The organism is Microvirga sp. GN3, from assembly GCF_055792825.1.
Map to the genome: position 1 here is coordinate 1 of NZ_JBVVAK010000044.1, position 20966 is coordinate 20966.

The window sequence follows — 20966 nt, forward strand, 5'->3', positions numbered from 1 at the left end:
CAAGGACATCCTCGATCATTGCTGTGACGCGTGGAACAGGCTCACCGAGCAGCCCTGGACGATTATGTCCATCGGCTTGCGCGACTGGGCACACGGGTTCTGATCACCAGGACGTGGTATAAGGTGGCCGGCACAGATATCTGCAAAAGATGATGCCGTGCTCTACCCGCTGACACAGAACCCGAACTTTCGCGTCCTGGACGCCATCGGGCGGGATTTTGCCTCGCATCCGCCATCGCCGCCACCGCCGTTGTTCGGGCCCAAGACGGGTCAGCCGAGAAGCGCTGAGGAAATCGCCCTGGAGGGTGGCTTCAGCAGTCTGAGCGACATGCTGTGCCGCATCGCGGAAGTCGATCTGACCCGATACTCGCAATCGGCGGCCCTGAGGCAGTGGTATTACACGGACGGATCCAAGGGCGGGCTCCAGGCCATGATCAATGCCCAGTACCGATTTTTTGCACCGGACCTGTCGGCCGAGAGCGCCTGAGCCTCGATCAGTGGAGCCGTTCTACGATTGCCCGGATGCGGTTTGAAAACCGTCGATCCCCAGGAGAGTTTGCCTGAGGCGATCCTCCTCTGTTTTTCATCTCTGTTTTCGCTACATACGAGACTTCCGCATCGGAAGTGCAATGTGCATGGCTGCCGGACGCGGCTGCGCGGCATTTCCCGAAAACAGCCTTTCATCATTGGAGACACGATCGTGACCAACACAACCCGACGCCAAGCGCTGCTCCTCGGCGGTGCCCTTCTGGGTGGAACGGCCCTCGGTCTGACGCCGGCTGCGGCTCAGACCTTCCCGACCCGTCCGATCACCATGGTCGTGCCCTTTGCGGCCGGCGGCTCCACCGACGTAGTCGCCCGCATCATCGCGCAGAAGATGTCGGAAGGACTCGGCCAGCAGGTGATTGTCGAAAACGTAGCCGGTGCCGGCGGCAGCACGGGTGCGGCCCGCGTCGCCAAGGCGGAGCCCGACGGCTACACGATTCTGATGGGCACGGTGGCGACGCATGCGCTCAACCCGCTCATGCTCAAGCGCAAGCCCTACGATGCCGTGACGGATTTCGCGCCCGTATCGCTGCTCGTGATCGTGCCGAATGTGCTCGTGGTTCATCCGAGCCTGCCGGCCAAGACGGTGCCGGAACTGATCGCGCTCCTGAAGGCCGATCCTGCGAAGTACAATTACGCTTCTTCGGGTGTGGGCACGCCGCTGCATCTGTCGGGCGAGCTGTTCAAGAGCATGGCCAAGGTGTCGGCGCAGCACATCGCCTATCGCGGCTCCGGACCTGCCCTGAACGACGTGGTGGCCGGTCAGGTGCCGATCATGTTCGATAACCTGCCGTCCGCTTCTGAATTCATCAAGGCCGGCACGTTGCGCGGGATCGCCGTGACGACGAAGGAGCGTGCTCCGTCCTTCCCGGACATGCCGACAATCGCCGAATCGCTGCCGGGCTACGAGACCTATACGTGGAATGCGGTGTTTGCGCCGCCCAAGACCCCGAAAGAGATCGTGAATCGCCTGAACGCCGAGGCGCTCAAGGCCGTGAAGGATCCGGCCGTGCAGGAGCGACTCAAGACCTTCAGCGCGACCGTGGTCGGCTCGACGCCGGAGGCTCTGGGTGAGCACGTCAAGACCGAGATCGCGAAGTGGACTCCGGTGGTCAAGGAAGCCGGCGTTCAGATCGACTGATCAAGAACATCGATTCCAGAAGTGGACGCCCACTTCTGGGATCGATCGGGACGAGCACTTAGCGAGCGCACTCGACGGGAACGCGCTGTTCGGTTCCCAGAACGAGGACGGTGCGGCACGAAATACCGTTGATCGTCCGAATTTCATGCGGAGCGGCCGTCGGGAAGGCAGATGCCGGTGTGCCCGACACGGGAGCTCCGGCGGGCGGGCCGACGAGGACGCTGCCGGTCGTCGTCGGATCCGTGCCGACGATGCCGGCCGAGCTGGCGCATTGAACCGGAATGCGCGCGTTGCTCTGCCTGTCAAGAATGGTGCGGCAGGGAACGCCGTTGATCATCTGAATTTCGTGCGGAGCGGCGTTCGGAAACGGAGAGCCGGGCGTGCCGCTGGTCTGGGCCTGGGCCGAGCCGATAGCGCCGAGCATCATGAGCCCGGCACTGGCGATGATTGTCGCTGTCTTCAAGGAAACCTCCTCTATCGATGGGAACAATGGCCGCATTCGCGGACAGGAGGTTTAACGCCTGAAGCGGAGATGGTTCCCTTATATCGCAGCATCCGGCGGGCTCATGGTCCCGATAGGGAGCCTATCGGCCCTGTTCCAGGATGCGTGAGATCACCTTGGCCGTGTAATCGACCATCGGGACGATGCGGGCATAGTTGAGCCGTGTCGGGCCGATGACGCCGAGCACGCCGACGATCTTCTGGCTGCCGTCCCGGAACGGAGCCGCGATCATCGACGAACCGGAGAGCGAGAAGAGCTTGTTCTCCGAGCCGATGAAGATGCGAACCCCTTCGCCGCCCTCGGCCCGGCTCAAGAGGTCGATCACGTCGGTCTGGGTCTCGAGATCCGAGAAGAGCAGGCGGATGCGCTCCAGGTCTTCCACGGCCTTGAGATCGTCGAGGAGGTTGGCCTGACCGCGCACGATGAGCTGGCGGGAATCGACTGGGCCCACCGTGGTGGCAAGCCCGGCCTCGACGAGCCTCGCGGTGAGCGCGTCGAGCTCGCGCTCCATGTCCTCGCGGCGGGTCTGGATCTCGCGCTTGATGTCGCCGAGCGTCTTGCCCTGGATGCGGGCATTGAGAAAGTTTCCGGCCTCGATCAGAGCGCCGGCGGGCAGTCCTGCGGGCAGGTCGAGGAGGCGGTTTTCCACCGATCCGTCCTCGGAGACGAGTACCACCAGGGCACGGGTCGGGTCGAGGCGTACGAATTCGATATGTTTGAGGCGCGCATTGGACTTGGACGTCACCACGACGCCGGCGCCGCGCGAGACCCCCGACAGCAGTGTCGACGCCTCGGCCAGTGCCGTCTCCAGGGTGTGGCCGGAGGCGGCCGCCCGCATCTGCGCCTCGATACGCGAGCGCTCCTCGGAGGTGACGTCGCCGATCTCCATCATGGCATCGACGAAGAAACGCAGGCCCGTCTCCGTCGGCAGGCGTCCGGCGCTGGTATGCGGCGCGAAGATCAGGCCTGCCGCCTCCAGATCCGCCATGACGTTGCGGATCGAGGCCGGCGAGAGCGTCATCGGCAGGATGCGCGAGAGATGGCGCGAGCCCACGGGCTCGCCGGTCATGAGATAAGAGTCGACGATCTGACGGAAGATTTCGCGGGAACGGTCGTTCAGCTCCGCGATGGCGCGGGTTTCCGAGAGATGGGAAAAGGGACCGGTCGGGTGCATCCGAAGGGTTCTACGCTCTCACAATTCAACCCTGCAAGTCCGTATTATGTGCGGATCGGAAGGTCCTTAGGCAAGCCTTGCGCTTGCCTAAACCGCGCCAGCGCTTCAAACAGGCGAGGAATCAAGATCTTTCAGGAGAATCCCGCCATGCGTCCGTCCAACCGCGCCCCCGACGAACTGCGTCCCGTCACCCTGGAGCGCGGCGTCGCGCGGTATGCGGAAGGCTCCTGCCTCGTCACCTTCGGCAACACGAAGGTGATCTGCACCGCCTCGCTCGAGGAGAAGGGCCCGCCGTGGCTGCGCGGCACCGGCCGGGGCTGGGTGACGGCGGAATATTCCATGCTGCCGCGGGCCACCCACGAGCGCACGCGCCGCGAGGTCAATTCCGGCAAGCCTTCGGGCCGCACGCAGGAGATCCAGCGCCTCATCGGCCGTTCGCTCCGCGCCGTCGTCAACCTGCCGGCCATCGGCGAGAAGCAGATCGTGGTCGATTGCGACGTGATCCAGGCCGATGGCGGCACCCGTACGGCGTCGATCACCGGCGCCTGGGTGGCGCTGCACGAGTGCTTCACCTGGATGCAGAACCGCTCGATCATCTCGATCAACCCGCTGCGCGAGCCCGTCGCCGCCATCTCCTGCGGCATCTATCAGGGCCAGCCGGTGCTCGATCTCGATTATGCGGAGGATTCGGCAGCCGAGACCGACGCGAACTTCGTCATCACGGGTTCGGGCGGCATCGTCGAGGTGCAGGGCACGGCCGAGGGCAAGCCCTTCTCCGAGGAGGAGTTCCTGAGCCTCCTGCGACTCGCCAAGTCCGGCGTGGCGCAGCTGGTGGACCTGCAGAAGAAGGCCGTGGCTTAAGAAAGAGACCGTCATCCCGGCCGAAGCGCAGTGGAGAGCCGGGAACGCAAGACGAGTTTAACGCAGATAACGATCCCGGGTCACCGCAAGCGGTGTCCGGGATGACGAGGAAGAAGTCATGCACCGTCCCCTGACCGGAAAGGTCGTCATCGCCACCCACAATGCGGGCAAGTTGCGCGAGATGCAGGAATTGCTCGCCCCCTTCGGAGTCGAGGCCGTCTCGGCGGGCGAACTCGGCCTGCCCGTGCCCGACGAGACGGGGCACATGTTCGCCGAGAACGCGGCCATCAAGGCCCATGCGGCGGCGATCGCCACCGGCCTGCCGGCGCTCTCGGACGATTCCGGCCTGTGCGTGCACGCTTTGGATGGAGCCCCGGGCCTGTTCACGGCCGATTGGGCTGGCCCGAAGCGGGATTTCAACGCCGCCATGGAGCGGGTGGAGCGCGAATTGCTGAGGCGTGAGGCGACGGACCGCCAGGCCCATTTCGTCTCTGCCCTCGTCATCGCCTGGCCCGACGGGCACGAAGAGCTGTTCGAGGGACGCGTCTTCGGCCAAGTCGTGTGGCCGCCGCGGGGCGACAAGGGCTTCGGCTACGATCCCATGTTCCAGCCGGACGGCTTCACCGAGACGTTCGGGGAGATCTCTTCGGAGGAGAAGCACGGCATCGACTGGTCGAAGCCGGAACCCGTGGGCCTGTCCCACCGCGCCCGTGCCTTCGTGAAGCTCGCGGCCGGTTGCCTGCACAGGGATTGATGCATTCCCATGTCATTCCGGGGCGAGCGTAAGCGAGAGCCCGGAATCCATAACCGCAACGGGAAACAGAAAAGGCACTGCGATGATCGTAGCGCCTTTCTTGATCTGCGTCGTGTTTATGGATTCCGGGCTCTCGCTTACGCTCGCCCCGGAATGACAGTGAAGGCAAAAGAAAAGAGCGCCCCGAAGGGCGCTCCGCTGGGCCAGCGAGGTCGGTTAGACGGCCGTTGGGCCGTTGTTGCCGCGGCGCTTGGCCATGTAGGCGTCGAACTCCTCGCGGTCCTTGGCGCGCTTCAGTTCCTCGACGAAATTGCGGAACTCACGGACCTCCTCGTCGAGCCGGCGGCGCTCTTCCTCGAGGCGCTCGAGCTCGCTGCGGCGGTAATCGTCGAAAGCCGCGTTGCCCGTGCTGGCAAAGCCGCCGAAGCCGGCGGGGCCGCGAGCGGCGAAGAAATCGTCGCGGGCGCGACCGAAGGTGTCGCGGAAGAAGGTCCTGGCCTCATCGTATTTCGGATATCCACACATTTTCCACACCAGATAGGCCAGCGCGAGCGGCCAGACGAAGATGAAGCCCAGAATGATGCCGACGATCTCGAGACCGCGTCCGGGCTTGCGCCCGCAGCGGTGGTGAGTGCCGTTGTTCCAGGGGCCCGCATGCGGGCCCGCGTTCCAGGCGGCGGAGGCAGAGTCAGACATTGGAGGTCCCTATGTTAATGCTAACAACATTAACATGCGGATCGATTTTGGCGCTTTCAAGAGAGGTGGCGCCGATTATTTTGCCGAGGTGTTGGAGCGGCCCTTCAGGGCGCCGTGGACGAGGGCGAGCACGCCGGCCCGCAGCAGCTCGTACTTATCCGGCAAGCCAGGGCCTTTCGGGAGCTGGCCGGCGGCGTCGAGGGTGGCGATGCCGTGGGAGAGCGCCCAGACCTCGATGGCGATGAAGCGGACATCGACGCTCTGGAAGCCCTCTGGGAAGGTTTCGGACAGGGCCTGGACCAGGAAATCGAAGGCATTGCCGACCGGCTTGCCGCCGCTCTGGACGCTTTTGGCCCAGAACGGGCCGCACGAGGCCTCGCCCTCGGCGGGCTTGGCCGAGAACATGGCGGTGTAAAAGCCCGGCTCCTGCTCGGCGAAGGCGAGATAGGCCTCGCCCATGCGGGTGAAGCGCTCCAGCGCCGTGCCCTCGCTCTGCAGCGCCCGCCCGAGTCGCTTTGCCAGCTCGTCATAGCCACGGAAGGCTACCTCAGCCACGAGTGCATCCCGGCCACGGAAATGGCGATAGAGAGCCGCCGGCGTCACGCCCACGAGCTTGGCCGCGTCCGCCAGCGTGAACCCGCCGATGCCCCGCTCGGCAATGAAGCGTTGCGCCGCCTCGATCAGCGCCTCCTTCAGATTGCCGTGGTGGTAGCCCTGCCGGTCGAACGGGCCGCGCCAATGCCGCATGGTGGGTTCCTAACTCTTGAGCTTGCCGATCTTATAGCTCCGCGCCCGCGGAGGCCAGAATGGAAGCCTCTCTCAGGGTGAACAACCTTGTGAGCGAAGAGGTCCGGAAAAGTTTGCGGCACTGTTTCCCCTCCCCCTTGCGGGGAGGGGCAGGGGTGGGGGTGGTGCGACTGGGTGAGCCCCACCCGTCATGGCCGTCCCCGGACTTGATCCGGGGATCAGTCCCGGCCATCCCGATCCTGTGAAGCACTATGCCTCTCGTATCGGGATCACCGGCACGAGGCCGGTGATGACGTGGTAAGGGCCGTACTGTCTTGCTTAATTCGGCGTAGAGCTCCGACTTTGCGACCCCCACCCTCAATCCCTCCCCACAAGGGGGAGGGAAGATCACGCTTCAACGCGACACCAGCACCCGTGACGTTCGCCCTTCGACCTGCCATATACGCCCCATGATCGATCATCCGACGCGCGATGTGGGCTTTGGCGTCTATATCCATTGGCCCTTCTGCGCCTCCAAATGTCCCTATTGCGACTTCAACAGCCATGTCCGCCACCAGCCGGTGGACCAGGAGCGGTTTCTCGCGGCCTTCCGGCGCGAGATCGCCCATACGGCGTCACGCATTCCCGGGCGGACGGTTACGAGCATCTTTTTCGGCGGCGGCACGCCCTCGCTCATGAGGCCGGACACCGTCGGCGCGATCCTCGATGCCGTCAGTGGCGCCTGGGCGATCGACCGACAAGCCGAAGTGACGCTGGAAGCTAATCCCACAAGCGTCGAGGCTGAGCGCTTCCGCGGTTACCGCGCGGCCGGCATCAACCGAGTCTCGCTCGGTGTTCAGGCACTCAACGATCCCGATCTGAAGCGCCTCGGACGCATGCATTCGGTGGATGAAGCCCTGGGCGCCGTGAAGATCGCAGGCTCCATCTTCGAGCGCTATTCCTTCGACCTCATCTATGCCCGCCCGAGCCAGACGCCTCAAGGATGGGGTGCGGAGCTGGAGCAGGCGATCTCGCACGCGGTCGAGCACCTCTCGCTCTACCAGCTCACCATCGAGCCCGGCACCTGGTTCCAGCGTCTCTACGACGCGGGCAAGATCTCGGTTCCGGACGAGGAGACGGGCCGCGCGCTCTACGACATCACGCAGGAGGTGTGCGAGAAGCATGGGCTGCCGGCCTATGAAATTTCCAACCACGCCAGGCCCGGCGCAGAATCCCGCCACAACCTGCTCTACTGGCGCTACGGTGAATATGCCGGCATCGGCCCCGGCGCCCATGGGCGGCTCGTGACCGGCAATGCACGCTTGGCAACGGCGACGGAGAAGCATCCGGAGACGTGGTTGGAGTTGGTGGAGCGCGAGGGACACGGCGTCATCGACGAAGAGGTGCTGACCTCCGAGGCCGAGGGCGACGAATTCCTGCTCATGGGGCTTCGCCTGACGGAAGGCGTCGATCCGCGTCGTTTCGAGGCGTTCACGGGCAAGACGCTCAACCAGCGCGGTTTGCGGATTCTTGAAGAGGAAGGCCTGATCCAGATCGCCGATTCGCGCCTTGCCGTGACACCGAAGGGCTTTCCGGTATTGAACGCGGTGATCGCGGAATTGGCGGCGTAAGGCACACCACTGTCATTCCGGGGCGCCGCAGGCGAGCCCGGAATCCATAAGCGCTGACGATGCAAAAAGAGGCGGAACGCGTTTCGCCTTGTCTTGGCACGTCGTGGTTGTGGATCCCCGCCTTCGCGGGGATGACAGTGTTGAGATTCAGGCGCTCCATCCTGCTCTCTATCCCGGATCGACTTTGTCGTCCGGGATGACGAGCGTCTACCGCTTCACCTTCGATTCAATCACATCCCACACCTTCACCGCGAGATCCGGCCCTCCCAGCCGCTTGATCGCGCGGATACCCGTCGGCGCCGTCACATTGATCTCGGTGAGGTTGCCGTCGATCACGTCGATACCCACCAGAATGAGGCCCATGCGCTTGAGGTCAGGGCCGATGGTCTCGCAGATCTCGCGCTCGCGCGGCGTCAGATCGGTGGGCTTGGCCGCGCCGCCCCGCACCATATTGGAGCGGATGTCGTTGGCTGCCGGAACGCGGTTGATCGCGCCGGCCGCTTCGCCGTCGATGAGGATGATGCGCTTGTCGCCTTCCGTGATCTTCGGCAGGAAGCGCTGGATCACCCAGGGCTCGCGGAACAGGTTGGAGAACAGATCGTAGAGCGAGCCGAAATTCGGATCCTCGCGCCCGACCTTGAACACGCTCGCGCCGCCATGTCCGTAGAGCGGCTTCATCACCACGTCGCCGTGCTCGCGCCGAAACTCCTCGATCTCACCTTTGTCGCGGGAGATCAGCGTCGGCGGCATCAGGTGCGGGAAGAGCGTGACGAAGATTTTTTCCGGCGCGTTGCGCACATGGGTCGGATCGTTGACCACGAGCGTCTTCGGATGGATGCGCTCCAGGAAATGGGTGGCGGTGATATAGGCCAGATCGAAGGGCGGGTCCTGGCGCATGAGCACCGCGTCGACACCCGATAGATCAACCCGTTCAGGCGTGCCCAGAGTGAAGTGGTCGCCCTCCACGTCGCGCGCTTCGATGGTCTCCGCCATCGCGATCACCGCGCCGTCGCGCAGGGACAGGCGGTCGGGCGTGTAGTGTAGCACCCGGTGCCCCCGCCGCTGGGCTTCGAGCAGCAGCGCAAAGCCCGTATCGCCTGCGATCTTGATGCTGCGAATGTGATCCATCTGGAACGCAACGGTCAGGGTCATGCGTCAAGCCTCCTTGGCAAGACTCTTTGAGGAAGCAGGGTTATTGGCCTTAAAATCGAGGATGGCAACTCTCGAAGGTGCCAGAATGAACGAAAAGCGGGGACGCGGGTTATCGAACGGCCCCGCTTCGGCTCCGCCCCTTGCGGATCCACTCAAGCTTTTCCATGTGATAGCCCATGCCCCGCCGCGCCCTTCTGATCGTCAACACCAAGAGCCGCAGCGGCGCCGTCCAGTGCGACATCGCCATCGAGCGCTTGAAGGATCATGGCATCGAGCCCGTTCATCTGGAATGCGGCCGCCGGGAGGATCTCTCGCCGCTCATCGTCGAGCATGCCAGGGACGTGGATTGCGCCATCGTCGGCGGCGGTGACGGCACCATCAATGCGGCGGCCTTCGGCGTCATCAAGGCCGGGCTACCCTTGGGAATTCTGCCGATGGGCACAGCCAACGATCTGGCGCGGACGCTCGGCATCCCGTTCGATCTCGACGGTGCTGCCGATGTCATCGCCGATGGGTTCACGCGCAAGATCGATCTCGGCATCGTCAACGGCGAGCCGTTCTTCAACGTGGCGAGCCTCGGCCTTTCGGCGGAACTGGCGCAGAAGCTGACACGGGACATCAAGCGCCGCTGGGGGCGCCTCGGCTATGCGCTGGTCGCCTTGAATGTTCTCGCGCACGCAAAGCCCTTCCGCGCCACGATCATCAGCGAACATGAATCCGTGCGCGTGAGAACGCTGCAGATCGCGGTCGGCAACGGCCGCTTCTACGGTGGCGGGAATGCGGTGGAAAAGGACGCGGCCATCGACGATCAGCATCTCGATCTCTACAGCCTGGAACTGGAGCGGGCCTGGAAGCTCGCCCTCATGGCGCGCTCGTTCCGTTACGGGCAACATGGGGCTTGGGAAGAGGTGAGGGCGGTCCGGGCCAAGGAGTTCGACATCCGCACCCGCAAGCCGAGGCCCATCAATGCGGATGGCGAGATCGTGACCCGGACGCCTGCCCATTTCTCGATCCGGCCGGCGGCCGTGACGGTGTTTGCACCAAAGACCAGTGTTTAGTGCCGGCCGCAGCGGACGGCGTCCTCGAGATTGCCGGCGCTGATGCCCATATCGTGCAGGGCGGCCTCGTCGAGGGCTCCGACCTCGCGCAGGGCGCGCCGGATCTCGATTTCATGCATGAGCGATGCGAAGAGGCTCTTGAGGCGAGAGGGCTTGGGAGCCGATTGCTCGGAGGTCCAATCGCAGGTGGTGGAATAGGTGGTCATGGCTCATCTCCTCGTTTGATGAAGGAATGATGCGCCTGCCCCTTGCATAAGTGAAACGAATGTTCATTATAGTGAGAATAACGAACTGTTATTGAGGTCGGCCATGACCCGGAATCTCGATGTCAGCCTTTTGAGGGCATTCGTCGCAGTGGTGGATGCCGGCGGCATGACCGCCGCCACCGGAGTTCTCAACCTGACCCAGGCAGCGGTCAGCCAGCAGATCAAGCGCCTGGAAGAGACGCTTGGCGAGGAGCTCATTACCCGCGACCGGCGCGGCATGAAGCTCACGGCCGCCGGCGAGCGGCTGTTCGGACGTGCGAAGCGGATGCTCGCTCTCAACGACGAAATCTGGACCGAGATGACGACGCCGGAATTCGAGGGCGAGGTGCGTCTCGGCATCCCGAGCGACATCATCACCACCTATCTGCCGACGTTCCTCAAGGACTTTGCGCGCCGCTATCCCCGCGTGCAGATCTCGCTCAACAGCGGCTCCAGCGCGTCGCTGCGCTCGCAGCTTTATGGCGGCAAGGTCGATGTGGTGCTGGCCACCGAGATGGCCTGCGATCCGGATGGCGAGAACCTCGTCATGGATCGTCTGGTGTGGGTCGGCGCGCGCGGCGGCGATGCGGCGCGCCAGCGTCCCTTGCCGGTCTCCGTCGGCTGCTCGGACTGCGCCTTCCGGGCGCCGATCCGCGAGGTGCTGCAGAAAGCCGGCATTGAATGGCGCTCGGTTTCCGAAGTGACGAACACATCGGCTCAAGTGGCGACGGTGGCGGCCGATATCGCCGTCATGGCCTGGATGGCCTCGACCGTTCCGAGTGGGTTTGACGTGCTGGGGCCCGATTCAGGCCTGCCGACGCTGCCGCCTTTCATGGTCAATCTCTATCTGCCGCGCGACGGCGGCAACCATGTCGTGCAGGAGCTGGCGCGGCACATCCGCGAAGCGGTTGCGGACCGGCATCGGATGGCGGCTTAGACTGAGTCTTGTCTTGCCGTCATGGCCGCACTTGTTGCGGCCATCCACGCCTTGCGCGGTTAAGACGTGGATACCCGGGACAAGCCCGGGCATGACGATGGTGTATTCTCAATTCATCTCCAACTCGAACGCAGACACGATGTGCTGCGGCCATCGTTTTCGTGCGATGAACACCGCATCGGCGCGCCATGTCTTGCCGTTAGCCCAGTCGTTGCGCGTGAGCCATGTCCGCACTGCGCGCGAGAAACGCTGGCGCTTGCGGGCGGTAATGGCGGACAACGCATCGTCCATCAGGCCACGCGCCTTTACCTCGACGAACACGATGGTGTCGCCGCGCATGACGATCAGGTCGATCTCGCCGCCGGATGCTGCATAGCGACGCGCGAGCGGGCGGTAGCCTTTCATCACGAGAAACAGCAATGCGATCCATTCCGCGCGATGGCCGCGCAGGAAGGTTGCTTTGCGCCGTTCGAGTGCGCTCGTCATGCGTCCTTCTTCGCGAGCGTCAAGGCGCGGGCATAGACCTCGCGCTTGGGCAGATCGAGCTCCGCAGCGACAAGCGCCGCAGCATCCTTGATCGAGTGGTTCTTGAGCGCTGCCTCCAGTCTGCCGTCGAGCGCCGCATCGGCTTCCGCCGCGTGCATCTCTTTCGTCGCTTCGCCGATCAGCACCACGATCTCGCCCTTGGGCGGACCTTCTTCGGCGAATTGGCGGGCGAGTTCGGGGAGCGTGCCGCGCCGGATCGTCTCGAACATTTTCGTCAGCTCGCGCGCCACCACGGCCTGCCGCTCGCCGAGAACGGCCGCCGCATCGGCGAGCATCTCGGGCAGCCGGTGCGGGCCTTCGAAGAGCATCAGCGTGCCGGGGATCGCGCCGATCTCGGCAAGCCGCGTGCGCCGCGCGGCGCTCTTCGATGGCAGAAAGCCTTCGAAGAAGAAGCGGTCCGTCGGCAGGCCCGAGGCGACGAGCGCGGTGAGCACCGCGGAGGGACCGGGAATCGGGGTGACCGGCAGCCCTTCCTCAATCGCCGCCTGCACAAGCTTGTAGCCCGGATCCGACACCAGGGGCGTACCGGCATCGGACACGAGGGCAAGCGCCTGACCTTCGCGGATGCGGTGGACCATGCGCTCGCGCACGGCATCGTTGGAATGCTCGTGATAGGCCACCAGCGGCGTCGTGATGCCGTAATGGGCGAGCAGGGTCTTCGTCACCCGCGTGTCCTCGGCCAGGATCGCGTCCGCGGCGGCAAGCACGTTCAGCGCACGGAAGGACACGTCCTGCAGATTGCCGATGGGGGTCGCGACCACATAGAGGCCGGGTGACAGGGGCTTGGCCTCGGCGGCGAGGCCGAAGGCGGTGAAGGTGGCGACCCGCTCGTTCGGCTCGCGCCGCTTGGTCCGGTTATCGATTCTCTGGCTCATCGTTCGTCACTGTCGCATGAAGGGGCAGGCCCGCGAAAGCCGTGTTGTTAAGACCATCATCCTGCATTGGAAACAATGTTTACCTTTTGCTGTCATGCTTCTCCTCATAACGGATAGCTGTTTCCAAAAGGGAGTGGAGATGGCGCGCGTGTCGAAAGGTTCTGTCGGAGGCTTTGCGGGCCGGGCCGCTTGGGTTTTTGTCATTGCCGGGTCGCTGGTTCTGTCGGGCTGCGTCGGCTCCGGCAGCCTGTCGCCGCCGCGCAAGACTGGTCGGACCCAACCGGCTTCCGTCGAGCCTGCCTATGCGGCAGGTGTCACGCCGCCCGATGCTCCGATGCAGAGCATTCCGGCCATGGCCGGCACCGCCATCGGCAACGGCCCCGTCAAGGTCGCGCTGATCCTGCCCATGACCGGAGCGGGGCAGGGGGCGGTGGTGGCGCAGAGCATGCGCAACGCGGCGGAACTGGCGCTCAGCGAATTCCAGAATTCGGACATCACGCTTCTCGTGAAGGACGACAACGGCACGCCGGAAGGCGCACAGAATGCGACGCAGCAGGCTCTCGCTGAAGGTGCCGAACTCGTTATCGGGCCGCTCTATGCGGGCTCCGTCCAGGCGGCCGGGCAGGTGGCGCGCCAGAGAGGCAAATCCGTCATTGGCTTTTCGACGGATGCGAGCGTCGCCGCTCAGGGCGTCTATCTCCTGAGCTTCATGGTGCAGGAGGAGGTCGACCGCATCGTCTCGTTCGCGGCAACCCAAGGCCGCCGTTCCATCGCGGCCCTGATTCCCGAAACGCAATACGGCCGCGTGGCCGGCGCGCGTCTGCAGCAGGCGGCGGCGCAGCAGGGCATCCGCATTGCGGCGCTCGAATATTATCCTCCAGGGCAGCCGCAGAATGCCGTGCAGCGCATGGCGCCTCTCATCGGCGGCCCGGCGCCGCAGGCCGATGCCCTGTTCATTCCGGAGAGCGGCGATGGCCTGCCCGCCGTCGCCCAAGCACTGCAGATGGCGGGCTTCGATCCGCTGCGCGTCAAGCCGCTCGGCACGGGTCTGTGGGACGAGCCTCGCGTGGCCGCTCTGCCCAGTCTGCAGAGGGGTTGGTTCGCGGCACCCGACAAGCGTGGATTCACCGCCTTCGCTGAAAGCTATCGCGCCCGCTTCAATGTCGATCCGATCCGGCTTGCAACGCTGTCCTACGATGCGGTGACGCTCGCCGCCGCACTCGCCAGGATGCAGGGCGCGCAGGCCTTCACCGATGCCATGCTCACGAACCCGGCGGGTTTTGCCGGCGCGGACGGCGTGTTCCGCTTCAACCCCGACGGCACCAATGACCGCGCCTTGACTGTGCAGGAAATCCGCGGCGGCGCTGCTGTTGCAATCAGCGGCGCCCCGCGAACCTTGGTGGCCGGGAACTGAGATCATTTCAGCATCTCAACCTCATCTTGAGGTCGCGCGCGTTTCCCTCCCCCTTGCGGGGAGGGGTAGGGGTGGGGGTGATTAGACTGGGTGAGTGGTTGCTCAAGTGAGGCGCGGTTTCGCCTCTCCCCGGTGGGAAGAGGTCGGGCGCAGCGAGGGTGAGAGCGCTCTCTGGATAGACCTGTAACCCTCACCCGGACCTAACGGTCCGACCTCGCCCTCAAGGAGAGGTGAGGCTGTAGCGGCTCCGATCCTAAATGGATGAGGTGCAGCGCCCCGACTTTTCGACCCCCACCCTCAATCCCTCCCCGCAAGGGGGAGGGAATACTCCGGAGCGAATATACGAGTGCGGCGGCCGAGCAAGCCAACTTACTTGCGCGTCAGCGTGGCGCTTAAGTCCGGCTTGCTGTTGAGGGTCTGGAACACGACGCAATAGCGCTCGGTGAGCTTGAGCAGCTGGTCGATCTTCTCCTGCGGCGCATCCGTGTCGACCTCGAAGGAGAGGCGGATGTTCCTGAAGCCCACGGGCGCTGTCTTGTCGACGCCGAGCGTGCCGCGGAAATCGAGGTCGCCTTCGGCCTTCACCGCGCCGTGACGCAGGTCGATTTCGAGCGCGGTCGCCACCGCCTTCAGCGTTACGCCGGCGCAGGCGACGAGCGCTTCGAGCAGCATGTCGCCGGAGCACAGCTCCGCGCCGGAGCCGCCGGTCGCCGGGTGTAAGCCTGCGACGGCGAGCGCGCGGCCGGTCTCGACCTTGCAGGCGATGTGTTGGTCGTCGAGCGTGCCCTGTGCCTTCAGGGTGATCACGGCGGAGTTCGGATCGTTGCGGTATTGATCCTTCAACGGCGCCTGGAGAGCGCGAAGGGCAGTCGCATCCATGATGAAGTCCTTTTGGTACCTACCACCACAACGCAGCGGCCTGGCGGTCGCGTTCACGCTGAGGCTGCAATTGCGGTGCTTTGAGGGAATGATCGAGGGCCGTCAAGACGCGGCGCACAGATGTCTCGAAGGGAAGACCTGACTTGTCGCGCGGGCGCGAGAGGGTGAGCGGGAGCTCGTCGAAGATGCGGCCGGGCTTGGGCTGCATGACGATGGCGCGGTCCGCCAGCGTTACGGCCTCCTGCACGTCGTGCGTCACGAGCACGACGGTGGGGCGCGTCTCCTCCCACAGGCCGAGCAGATGCTCGTGCAGGCTCGCGCGGGTGAAGGCATCGAGCGCCGAAAACGGTTCATCGAGGAGCAGCACCTTCGGGTTGGTCACAAAGGCGCGTGCGATCGAGACGCGCTGCTGCTGTCCGCCGGACAGATCGCGCGGCCAGCGGTCGGCGTGCTCCGATAGGCCGATCTTGTCGAGCGCATGCGCGACGCGCGCCTTCTTCTCGGCCGCACTCACGCCGTCGAGCCCGAAAGCGATGTTGTCGAAGACCGAAAGCCAGGGCAGCAGACGCGGCTCCTGGAACACGATGCCGACGGCGGGATGCGGCCCCGAGAGTACCTCGTCGTCGAGGCTGATCCGGCCGCCGCTCGCCCGGTCGAGACCGGCGATGAGACGCAAGAGAGTAGTCTTGCCGCAGCCCGAGCCGCCGATCAGCGAGACGATCTCGCCTTCCTGCACAATGAGATTGATGTCGGAAAGCGCGCGCGTGCCGTCGGCGTAAGTTTTAGAGAGGTGTTCGAGGAACAGCATTTACAATCTCTCCCGCACAGTGTCCTGCCAGCGCACGAGCGGCTTGGTGGCCGTCAGCAGCAGGCTGTCGGCGGTCTTGCCGAGCAACGCGAAGGCGATGATGGCGGCGAGGATCTGGTCGGGCTTGCCCATCTGCTGCCCATCGACGAGCAGATAACCGAGACCTTCCGATGCGCCCATGAATTCGGCAGCGACCACGAACATGAAACCGAGGCCAAGGCCCGAACGCAGCGCGATCACGGCCTCTGGCAGAACGGCCGGCAGGAGGATGCGCCGGGCGAGCTGGACGCGCGAGAGACGGAACACATGGCCGACTTCCACAAGCTTGCGGTCGACGGAAAGGATCGCGCCCGCGATGCCGAGATAAACGGGGAAGAACACACCGACGGCGATCAGCGCCACCTTCGAGGCCTCGAAGATGCCGAGCCAGAGAATGAACAGCGGCACCCAGGCGATGGAGGGAATCGCGCGCAGGGCCTGCAGGGTCGGATCGAGCAATTGGCGCATGGTCTTGCTGGAGCCGGAGAGCGCGCCGAGCACGATGCCGGCGACGGCGCCGATGACGAAGCCGACGAGAACGCGCCAGAGCGTCATCCAGGCATGGGTCCACAATTCGCCGGTTTCGGCGAGACCCCAGAGCGTCGCGATGATGCGGCTCGGCGGCGGAACCAGGCGTCCTTCCGCGAGGCCGAGCGCAACGGCCGCTTCCCAGAGAAGCGCAATGGCGATAGGCAATAAAAAACCGAGAAGGATGCGCCAGTCGAAGGCGCGTCTCTTCTCGGCAAAGTCAGGGGCCGCGAGAGCGGCGGCACCCTCATGGGAGGACCAGGCTTGGCTGGCGTGTCGTGCGGAAAAGTGGCTTCGGTTTTCCGCACTCAACGACACGCCCTTCAAGGAAGCTGGCATCGGATGGATCCCAAAAGTGGAAGCCACTTTTGGGTCCGATGCCGTAGCTCCGCCTGTCACGGCGCTCTCCCGCGATGAAGACATCAGCGCGACGCGGTCGCAAAGCGACGGTCGATGAGGGAATCGACGGCAGTGCGAACATTGGTTTCAGCAGTGATCACGCCAGCCTGTTGCAGCGCGAGGCCCGCGGCGAGGATCGTGTTGGCCTGCGGCTGGCCGATGTTGGAATGAGTGAGTTCCGTGCGCTCCAGCTGGCGGTCGATCACCGGCTCGGCGAGCTTGGTGTAGGAGATGAGAGACTTCTTCAGCTCGTCCTTGTTGGTGAGCGCATATTTACGCGCTTCCTCATAGGCCTTCAGAACGCGCTCCACGAGAGCCGGGTTGTCCTTGGCAAACGACTCGGAGACGTTGAGCACGCCCCAGGTGTTGGCGCCCGCATTGCGGTAGAAGAGCTGAGCGCCGCTTTCCACCTCAGATGCCGCCATCAGCGGGTCGAGACCGGCCCAGGCGTCCACGTCGCCGCGCTCGAGCGCGGTGCGACCGTCCGGATGCTGGAGCAGAACGAGCTTCACGTCCTTCTCGGTGAGCTTGGCTTCCTGCAGGGCGCGCACCAGGAAGATGTGCGGATCGGTGCCGCGCGTGACCGCTACGCGCTTGCCCTTCAGGTCTTCGATCTTGCTGATGCCCGTATCCTTGCGGGTGACGAGCGCCGTCCATTCGGGACGGGAATAGACATAGATCGACTTGATCGGGTTGCCATTGATCTTGCCGATCAGGGCAGCGGCGCCGGCGGTGGAGCCGAAATCGATCGAGCCGGCATTGAGGAATTCGAGCGCCTTGTTGGAGCCGAGCGACTGCACCCATCGGACCTTGATGCCGTCCTTTTCCAGTTCCTTCTCCAGAAAGCCCTTGTCCTTCAGGACGAGGCTGACCGGGTTGTAGGTGGCGTAATCGATGCGGATCTCCTTCACCTGCGCGGAGGCGGCGGTCGCGAAGGAGGCGAGGCCCGTAGCGAGGGAAGCGGCGATGAGAAAACGGCGGGTCAGGGTCATTGTATTCACTCCCATGTCTTGCGCATGGGAGCTTTGACCTGAGGTCTCGCGGCGCCCGGCGCTTTAGCTGCACTTGTTTCGCGCCCGCAATCTGCATGCTCAAATCGGCGCGTGTCCGGTTTATAGAACTCAGTGTTTTTTATGTCAAACACTATCTCTTATAAAGAACAACATATCCGCTCAGGCGGATAATGCCAGTCCGCCCTTGGGCGGAGGCACCATCAAGTGATAAGTCAAACACGTCCTCATGCCCGGTTGTTCCATGACATCTCATAGCCCCAAGAGCGTCCTGACAAGCCTCGGTAGCCAGCCGATCCGCGATGCGGTGGATCTGCGCGCCAAGCTTGTCCCGGAGCTGAAGAAGCTGCTCGACCGGGGCCATCAGGAGGCTCAGGAGAAACTCCAGGACAGCCATAACGGGCTCGTCTGCGCCCGCTATCTTTCCGCGCGGATGGACGAGCTGGTGCACATCGTTCACGACGCCGTGGTCCAGCATCTTTATCCGGCCGCCAACCCTTCGGCCGGCGAACGCCTCGCGGTGGCGGCGACCGGGGGCTATGGACGCGGAACCCTGGCGCCGGGCTCCGACGTCGATCTCCTGTTCCTGCTGCCCTACAAGCAGACGGCCTGGAGCGAGAGCGTCGTCGAGGCGATGCTCTATGTGCTCTGGGACCTGAAGCTCAAGGTCGGGCATGCCACCCGCTCGGTGGAGGAGTGCTTGCGCGAGGCGCATGCGGACATGACGATCCGCACGTCGCTGCTGGAAGCGCGCTTCCTGTTCGGAGACCGGGAGCTCTTCGACAATCTGGAAAAGCGCTTCGATCAGGAGATCGTCGCGACCACGGCGGCGGAATTCGTCGACGCGAAGCTGAAAGAGCGCGATGCCCGCGTCGCCAAGGCCGGCGCGTCGCGCTACCTCGTCGAGCCGAACGTGAAGGACGGCAAGGGCGGCCTGCGCGATCTCAATACGCTCTTCTGGATCGCCAAATACGTCTACCGGGTAAAGGAGCCCAAGGAGCTGGTGAAGGCGGGGCTCTTCACGCAGGGAGAGTTCAATCTGTTCTCCCGCTGCGATGAGTTTTTGTGGCGCGTGCGCTGCCACATGCATTTCGCCACCGGCCGCGCCGAGGAGCGCCTCGCTTTCGATCTGCAGCGCAGCATCGCCGAGCGCATCGGCTTTGCGCCGCGCGGCGGTCTGTCGGCGGTCGAGCGCTTCATGAAAGCGTATTTTCTCATCGCCAAGGATGTGGGCGATCTCACGGCCATCGTCTGCGCCGAACTCGAAGCGCGTCAGACGAAGCGCCGCCCCATGCTCGACCGGATGTTCGGTCGCTTCCGGCGCCGCAGCGGCGGTGCACTCGTGAGCGAAGGCTTCATCATCGACAACAACCGTCTCAATGTCGAAAACGAGGAAGCGTTCGAGCGCGATCCGGTCAATCTGATCCGCCTGTTCTGGCTCGCCGACCGGCGTAATCTGGCGATCCATCCCGATGCGACGCGCCGTGCCACCCGTTCCCTCAGGCTCATCGGTCCGAGCCTGCGCAACGATCCGGAGGCCAACAAGCTGTTCCTGGAGATCCTCTCTTCCAAGAACTCGCCCGAGGTGGTGCTGCGGCGCATGAACGAGACCGGCGTGCTCGGGCGTTTCATCCCGGATTTCGGCCGCATCGTCGCGATGATGCAGTTCAACATGTATCACCACTATACGGTGGACGAGCATCTGATCCGCTCGGTCGGCGTGCTGACCGAAATCGAGGCGGGTCAGCTCGGCGGCGAGCATCCGCTCGCCAACCAGATTTTCCCCACGATCCGGAACCGGCTCGCGCTCTATGTCGCCGTCTTCCTGCACGATATCGCCAAGGGCCGGCCGGAGGATCATTCAGAGGCCGGCGGCGCCATCGCTCGCAAGCTCGGGCCGCGCTTCGGCCTCACCGAGGCGGAGACCGAGACGGTGGCTTGGCTCGTCGAGCACCATCTCCTGATGTCGAACACGGCCCAGAGCCGCGATCTCTCCGACCCCGCCACCATCAAGAGCTTCGCCGAGGTGGTGCAGACCATGGAGCGGTTGAAGCTCCTGCTCGTGCTGACCATCGCCGACATCAAGGCCGTCGGCCCCGGCACCTGGACCGGCTGGAAGGGCCAGCTCCTGCGCAATCTCTACCAGGAAACGGAAGTGATCCTCGGCGGTGGTGCGGTGGATCTCGCCCGCTCGGAACGGGTGCGTCTGGCGCAGGAACGGCTGCGCTCGGAGCTGCCCGATTGGTCCGATGCGGAGTTCGAGGCCTTCGCCTCGCGCCACACGCCCGGCTATTGGCTCAAGACCGACGAGACCCGGCGGGCCAAGCAGGCGCGGCTCCTGCGGGAGGCCGAAAAGGCGGGCCGGACGGTCACCACCGCCTACGAGACCGACCAGTTTCGCGGCGTGACCGAACTCACCATCCTCTCGCCGGACCATCCGCGCCTGCTCGCCATCGTGACCGGCGCCTGCGCGGCGGCCGGCGGCAACATCGTCGATGCGCAGATCTTCACCACCACGGACGGCATCGCGCTCGACACCATCGTGCTCTCCCGCGCCTTCGACCGGGACGAGGATGAGCTGCGCCGGGCCGAGCGGGTCGCCAAGGCCATCGAGCGGGCCCTGAAAGGGGAGGTCAAGATTGCCGACCTCGTCGACGGCAAGCGCCCCATGAAGGAGCGTTCCAAGGCCTTCCACGTCCCGCCGGAGGTCTCCATCGACAATTCCCTGTCGAACCGCCAGACGGTGATCGAGATCTCGGGCCTCGACCGGCCGGGCCTGCTCTATGACCTGACGACGGCCTTGGGCAAGCTTAACCTCAACATCGCCTCGGCCCATATCGTGACCTTCGGCGAAAAGGCGGTGGACGTGTTCTATGTGACGGATTTGACGGGCACGAAAATCACCCATGCGGGCCGCCAGGCCACCATCAGCCGAACCCTCCTCGACGTGTTCAAGAACGAGGAAACCGAGCCGGTTCATCGGCGCAGCGCTTGATTTGTGGCGCCTTCGACCTGATATGTGCCCCGAACCTTTCTTTTCCCATC

The 20966-nt window shown here is 64.3% G+C and carries 21 protein-coding genes; 9 read left to right on the forward strand and 12 right to left on the reverse strand.

Annotated elements, in window-relative coordinates:
* Nucleotides 1-157: 157 nt before the first annotated feature.
* Both ACS5Q1_RS20750 and ACS5Q1_RS20755 read left to right on the forward strand, forming a co-directional pair.
* The gene (locus ACS5Q1_RS20750; RefSeq protein ID WP_473099959.1) at nt 158-487 is read left to right on the forward strand and encodes a hypothetical protein; all 330 of its coding nucleotides are present in this window, start codon (nt 158-160) and stop codon (nt 485-487) included.
* A gap of 213 nt (nt 488-700) precedes the next feature.
* A complete protein-coding gene (locus ACS5Q1_RS20755) occupies nt 701-1687 on the forward strand; it encodes a Bug family tripartite tricarboxylate transporter substrate binding protein (RefSeq protein WP_473099960.1) in 987 nt (328 codons plus the stop codon).
* 58 nt (nt 1688-1745) lie between these two features.
* On the opposite strand, the gene ACS5Q1_RS20760 is transcribed toward ACS5Q1_RS20755, so the two are convergent.
* Nucleotides 1746-2150: a hypothetical protein gene (locus ACS5Q1_RS20760; RefSeq protein ID WP_473099961.1), complete on the reverse strand. Its 405-nt coding sequence runs from the start codon at nt 2148-2150 to the stop codon at nt 1746-1748.
* 121 nt (nt 2151-2271) lie between these two features.
* On the reverse strand, nt 2272-3363 hold the full coding sequence (hrcA, locus tag ACS5Q1_RS20765; protein ID WP_473099962.1) for a heat-inducible transcriptional repressor HrcA: 1092 nt from the start codon (nt 3361-3363) through the stop codon (nt 2272-2274).
* Between the two features lie 147 nt (nt 3364-3510).
* Between hrcA and rph the strand changes: the two genes are divergently transcribed.
* Both rph and ACS5Q1_RS20775 read left to right on the forward strand, forming a co-directional pair.
* A complete protein-coding gene (gene rph / locus ACS5Q1_RS20770; RefSeq protein WP_203442671.1) occupies nt 3511-4224 on the forward strand; it encodes a ribonuclease PH in 714 nt (237 codons plus the stop codon).
* 118 nt (nt 4225-4342) lie between these two features.
* A complete protein-coding gene (locus ACS5Q1_RS20775; RefSeq protein ID WP_473099963.1) occupies nt 4343-4978 on the forward strand; it encodes a non-canonical purine NTP pyrophosphatase in 636 nt (211 codons plus the stop codon).
* Nucleotides 4979-5194: 216 nt separating this feature from the next.
* Here the strand turns inward: ACS5Q1_RS20775 and ACS5Q1_RS20780 are convergent, their stop codons facing one another.
* A complete protein-coding gene (locus ACS5Q1_RS20780) occupies nt 5195-5674 on the reverse strand; it encodes a DUF2852 domain-containing protein (protein ID WP_203442673.1) in 480 nt (159 codons plus the stop codon).
* A 75-nt stretch (nt 5675-5749) separates the two neighbouring features.
* Nucleotides 5750-6421, reverse strand: a complete 672-nt coding sequence (locus ACS5Q1_RS20785; protein WP_473099964.1) for a TetR/AcrR family transcriptional regulator — start codon at nt 6419-6421, stop codon at nt 5750-5752.
* 449 nt (nt 6422-6870) lie between these two features.
* Between ACS5Q1_RS20785 and hemW the strand changes: the two genes are divergently transcribed.
* Nucleotides 6871-8031, forward strand: coding sequence for a radical SAM family heme chaperone HemW (gene hemW / locus ACS5Q1_RS20790; protein WP_473099965.1), 1161 nt, complete (start codon nt 6871-6873; stop codon nt 8029-8031).
* A 207-nt stretch (nt 8032-8238) separates the two neighbouring features.
* Here hemW and gshB read toward each other — a convergent pair whose 3' ends face one another.
* Entirely contained in the window at nt 8239-9183 is a 945-nt protein-coding gene (gshB, locus tag ACS5Q1_RS20795) for a glutathione synthase (RefSeq protein ID WP_473099966.1), read from the reverse strand.
* A gap of 176 nt (nt 9184-9359) precedes the next feature.
* Here gshB and ACS5Q1_RS20800 point away from each other — a divergent pair, with 176 nt between their 5' ends.
* A complete protein-coding gene (locus ACS5Q1_RS20800) occupies nt 9360-10241 on the forward strand; it encodes a lipid kinase (protein WP_473099967.1) in 882 nt (293 codons plus the stop codon).
* Here ACS5Q1_RS20800 and ACS5Q1_RS20805 read toward each other — a convergent pair.
* The gene (locus ACS5Q1_RS20805) at nt 10238-10447 is read right to left on the reverse strand and encodes a DUF1127 domain-containing protein (protein ID WP_246776753.1); all 210 of its coding nucleotides are present in this window, start codon (nt 10445-10447) and stop codon (nt 10238-10240) included. The two genes, ACS5Q1_RS20800 and ACS5Q1_RS20805, sit on opposite strands and share 4 nt — an antisense overlap.
* Nucleotides 10448-10550: 103 nt before the next feature.
* On the opposite strand from ACS5Q1_RS20805, the gene ACS5Q1_RS20810 reads away from it, so the two are divergent.
* Nucleotides 10551-11423 carry a LysR family transcriptional regulator gene (locus tag ACS5Q1_RS20810; protein ID WP_473099968.1) on the forward strand — a complete coding sequence of 291 codons (873 nt, stop codon included), beginning with the start codon at nt 10551-10553 and terminating at the stop codon, nt 11421-11423.
* Nucleotides 11424-11531: 108 nt separating this feature from the next.
* On the opposite strand, the gene ACS5Q1_RS20815 is transcribed toward ACS5Q1_RS20810, so the two are convergent.
* Nucleotides 11532-11909, reverse strand: coding sequence for a YraN family protein (locus ACS5Q1_RS20815; protein ID WP_473099969.1), 378 nt, complete (start codon nt 11907-11909; stop codon nt 11532-11534).
* A complete protein-coding gene (gene rsmI, locus ACS5Q1_RS20820) occupies nt 11906-12844 on the reverse strand; it encodes a 16S rRNA (cytidine(1402)-2'-O)-methyltransferase (RefSeq protein ID WP_473099970.1) in 939 nt (312 codons plus the stop codon). The genes ACS5Q1_RS20815 and rsmI overlap by 4 nt, the downstream gene beginning before the upstream one ends.
* Before the next feature lie 139 nt (nt 12845-12983).
* On the opposite strand from rsmI, the gene ACS5Q1_RS20825 reads away from it, so the two are divergent.
* A complete protein-coding gene (locus ACS5Q1_RS20825) occupies nt 12984-14258 on the forward strand; it encodes a penicillin-binding protein activator (RefSeq protein WP_473099971.1) in 1275 nt (424 codons plus the stop codon).
* A 369-nt stretch (nt 14259-14627) separates the two neighbouring features.
* Here the strand turns inward: ACS5Q1_RS20825 and ACS5Q1_RS20830 are convergent, their stop codons facing one another.
* The 4 genes from ACS5Q1_RS20830 to ACS5Q1_RS20845 form a co-directional block, all read right to left on the reverse strand.
* Nucleotides 14628-15137 (reverse strand): OsmC family protein, encoded by a 510-nt coding sequence (locus ACS5Q1_RS20830; RefSeq protein ID WP_473099972.1) that lies wholly within the window; start codon nt 15135-15137, stop codon nt 14628-14630.
* Between the two features lie 19 nt (nt 15138-15156).
* Entirely contained in the window at nt 15157-15945 is a 789-nt protein-coding gene (locus ACS5Q1_RS20835) for an ABC transporter ATP-binding protein (RefSeq protein WP_473099973.1), read from the reverse strand.
* Entirely contained in the window at nt 15946-16851 is a 906-nt protein-coding gene (locus tag ACS5Q1_RS20840) for an ABC transporter permease (protein WP_473099974.1), read from the reverse strand. It lies immediately after the preceding gene.
* A gap of 83 nt (nt 16852-16934) precedes the next feature.
* Nucleotides 16935-17903, reverse strand: coding sequence for an aliphatic sulfonate ABC transporter substrate-binding protein (locus ACS5Q1_RS20845; protein ID WP_473099975.1), 969 nt, complete (start codon nt 17901-17903; stop codon nt 16935-16937).
* Nucleotides 17904-18165: 262 nt separating this feature from the next.
* Between ACS5Q1_RS20845 and ACS5Q1_RS20850 the strand changes: the two genes are divergently transcribed.
* Entirely contained in the window at nt 18166-20916 is a 2751-nt protein-coding gene (locus ACS5Q1_RS20850; protein ID WP_473099976.1) for a [protein-PII] uridylyltransferase, read from the forward strand.
* Nucleotides 20917-20966: the final 50 nt, after the last annotated feature.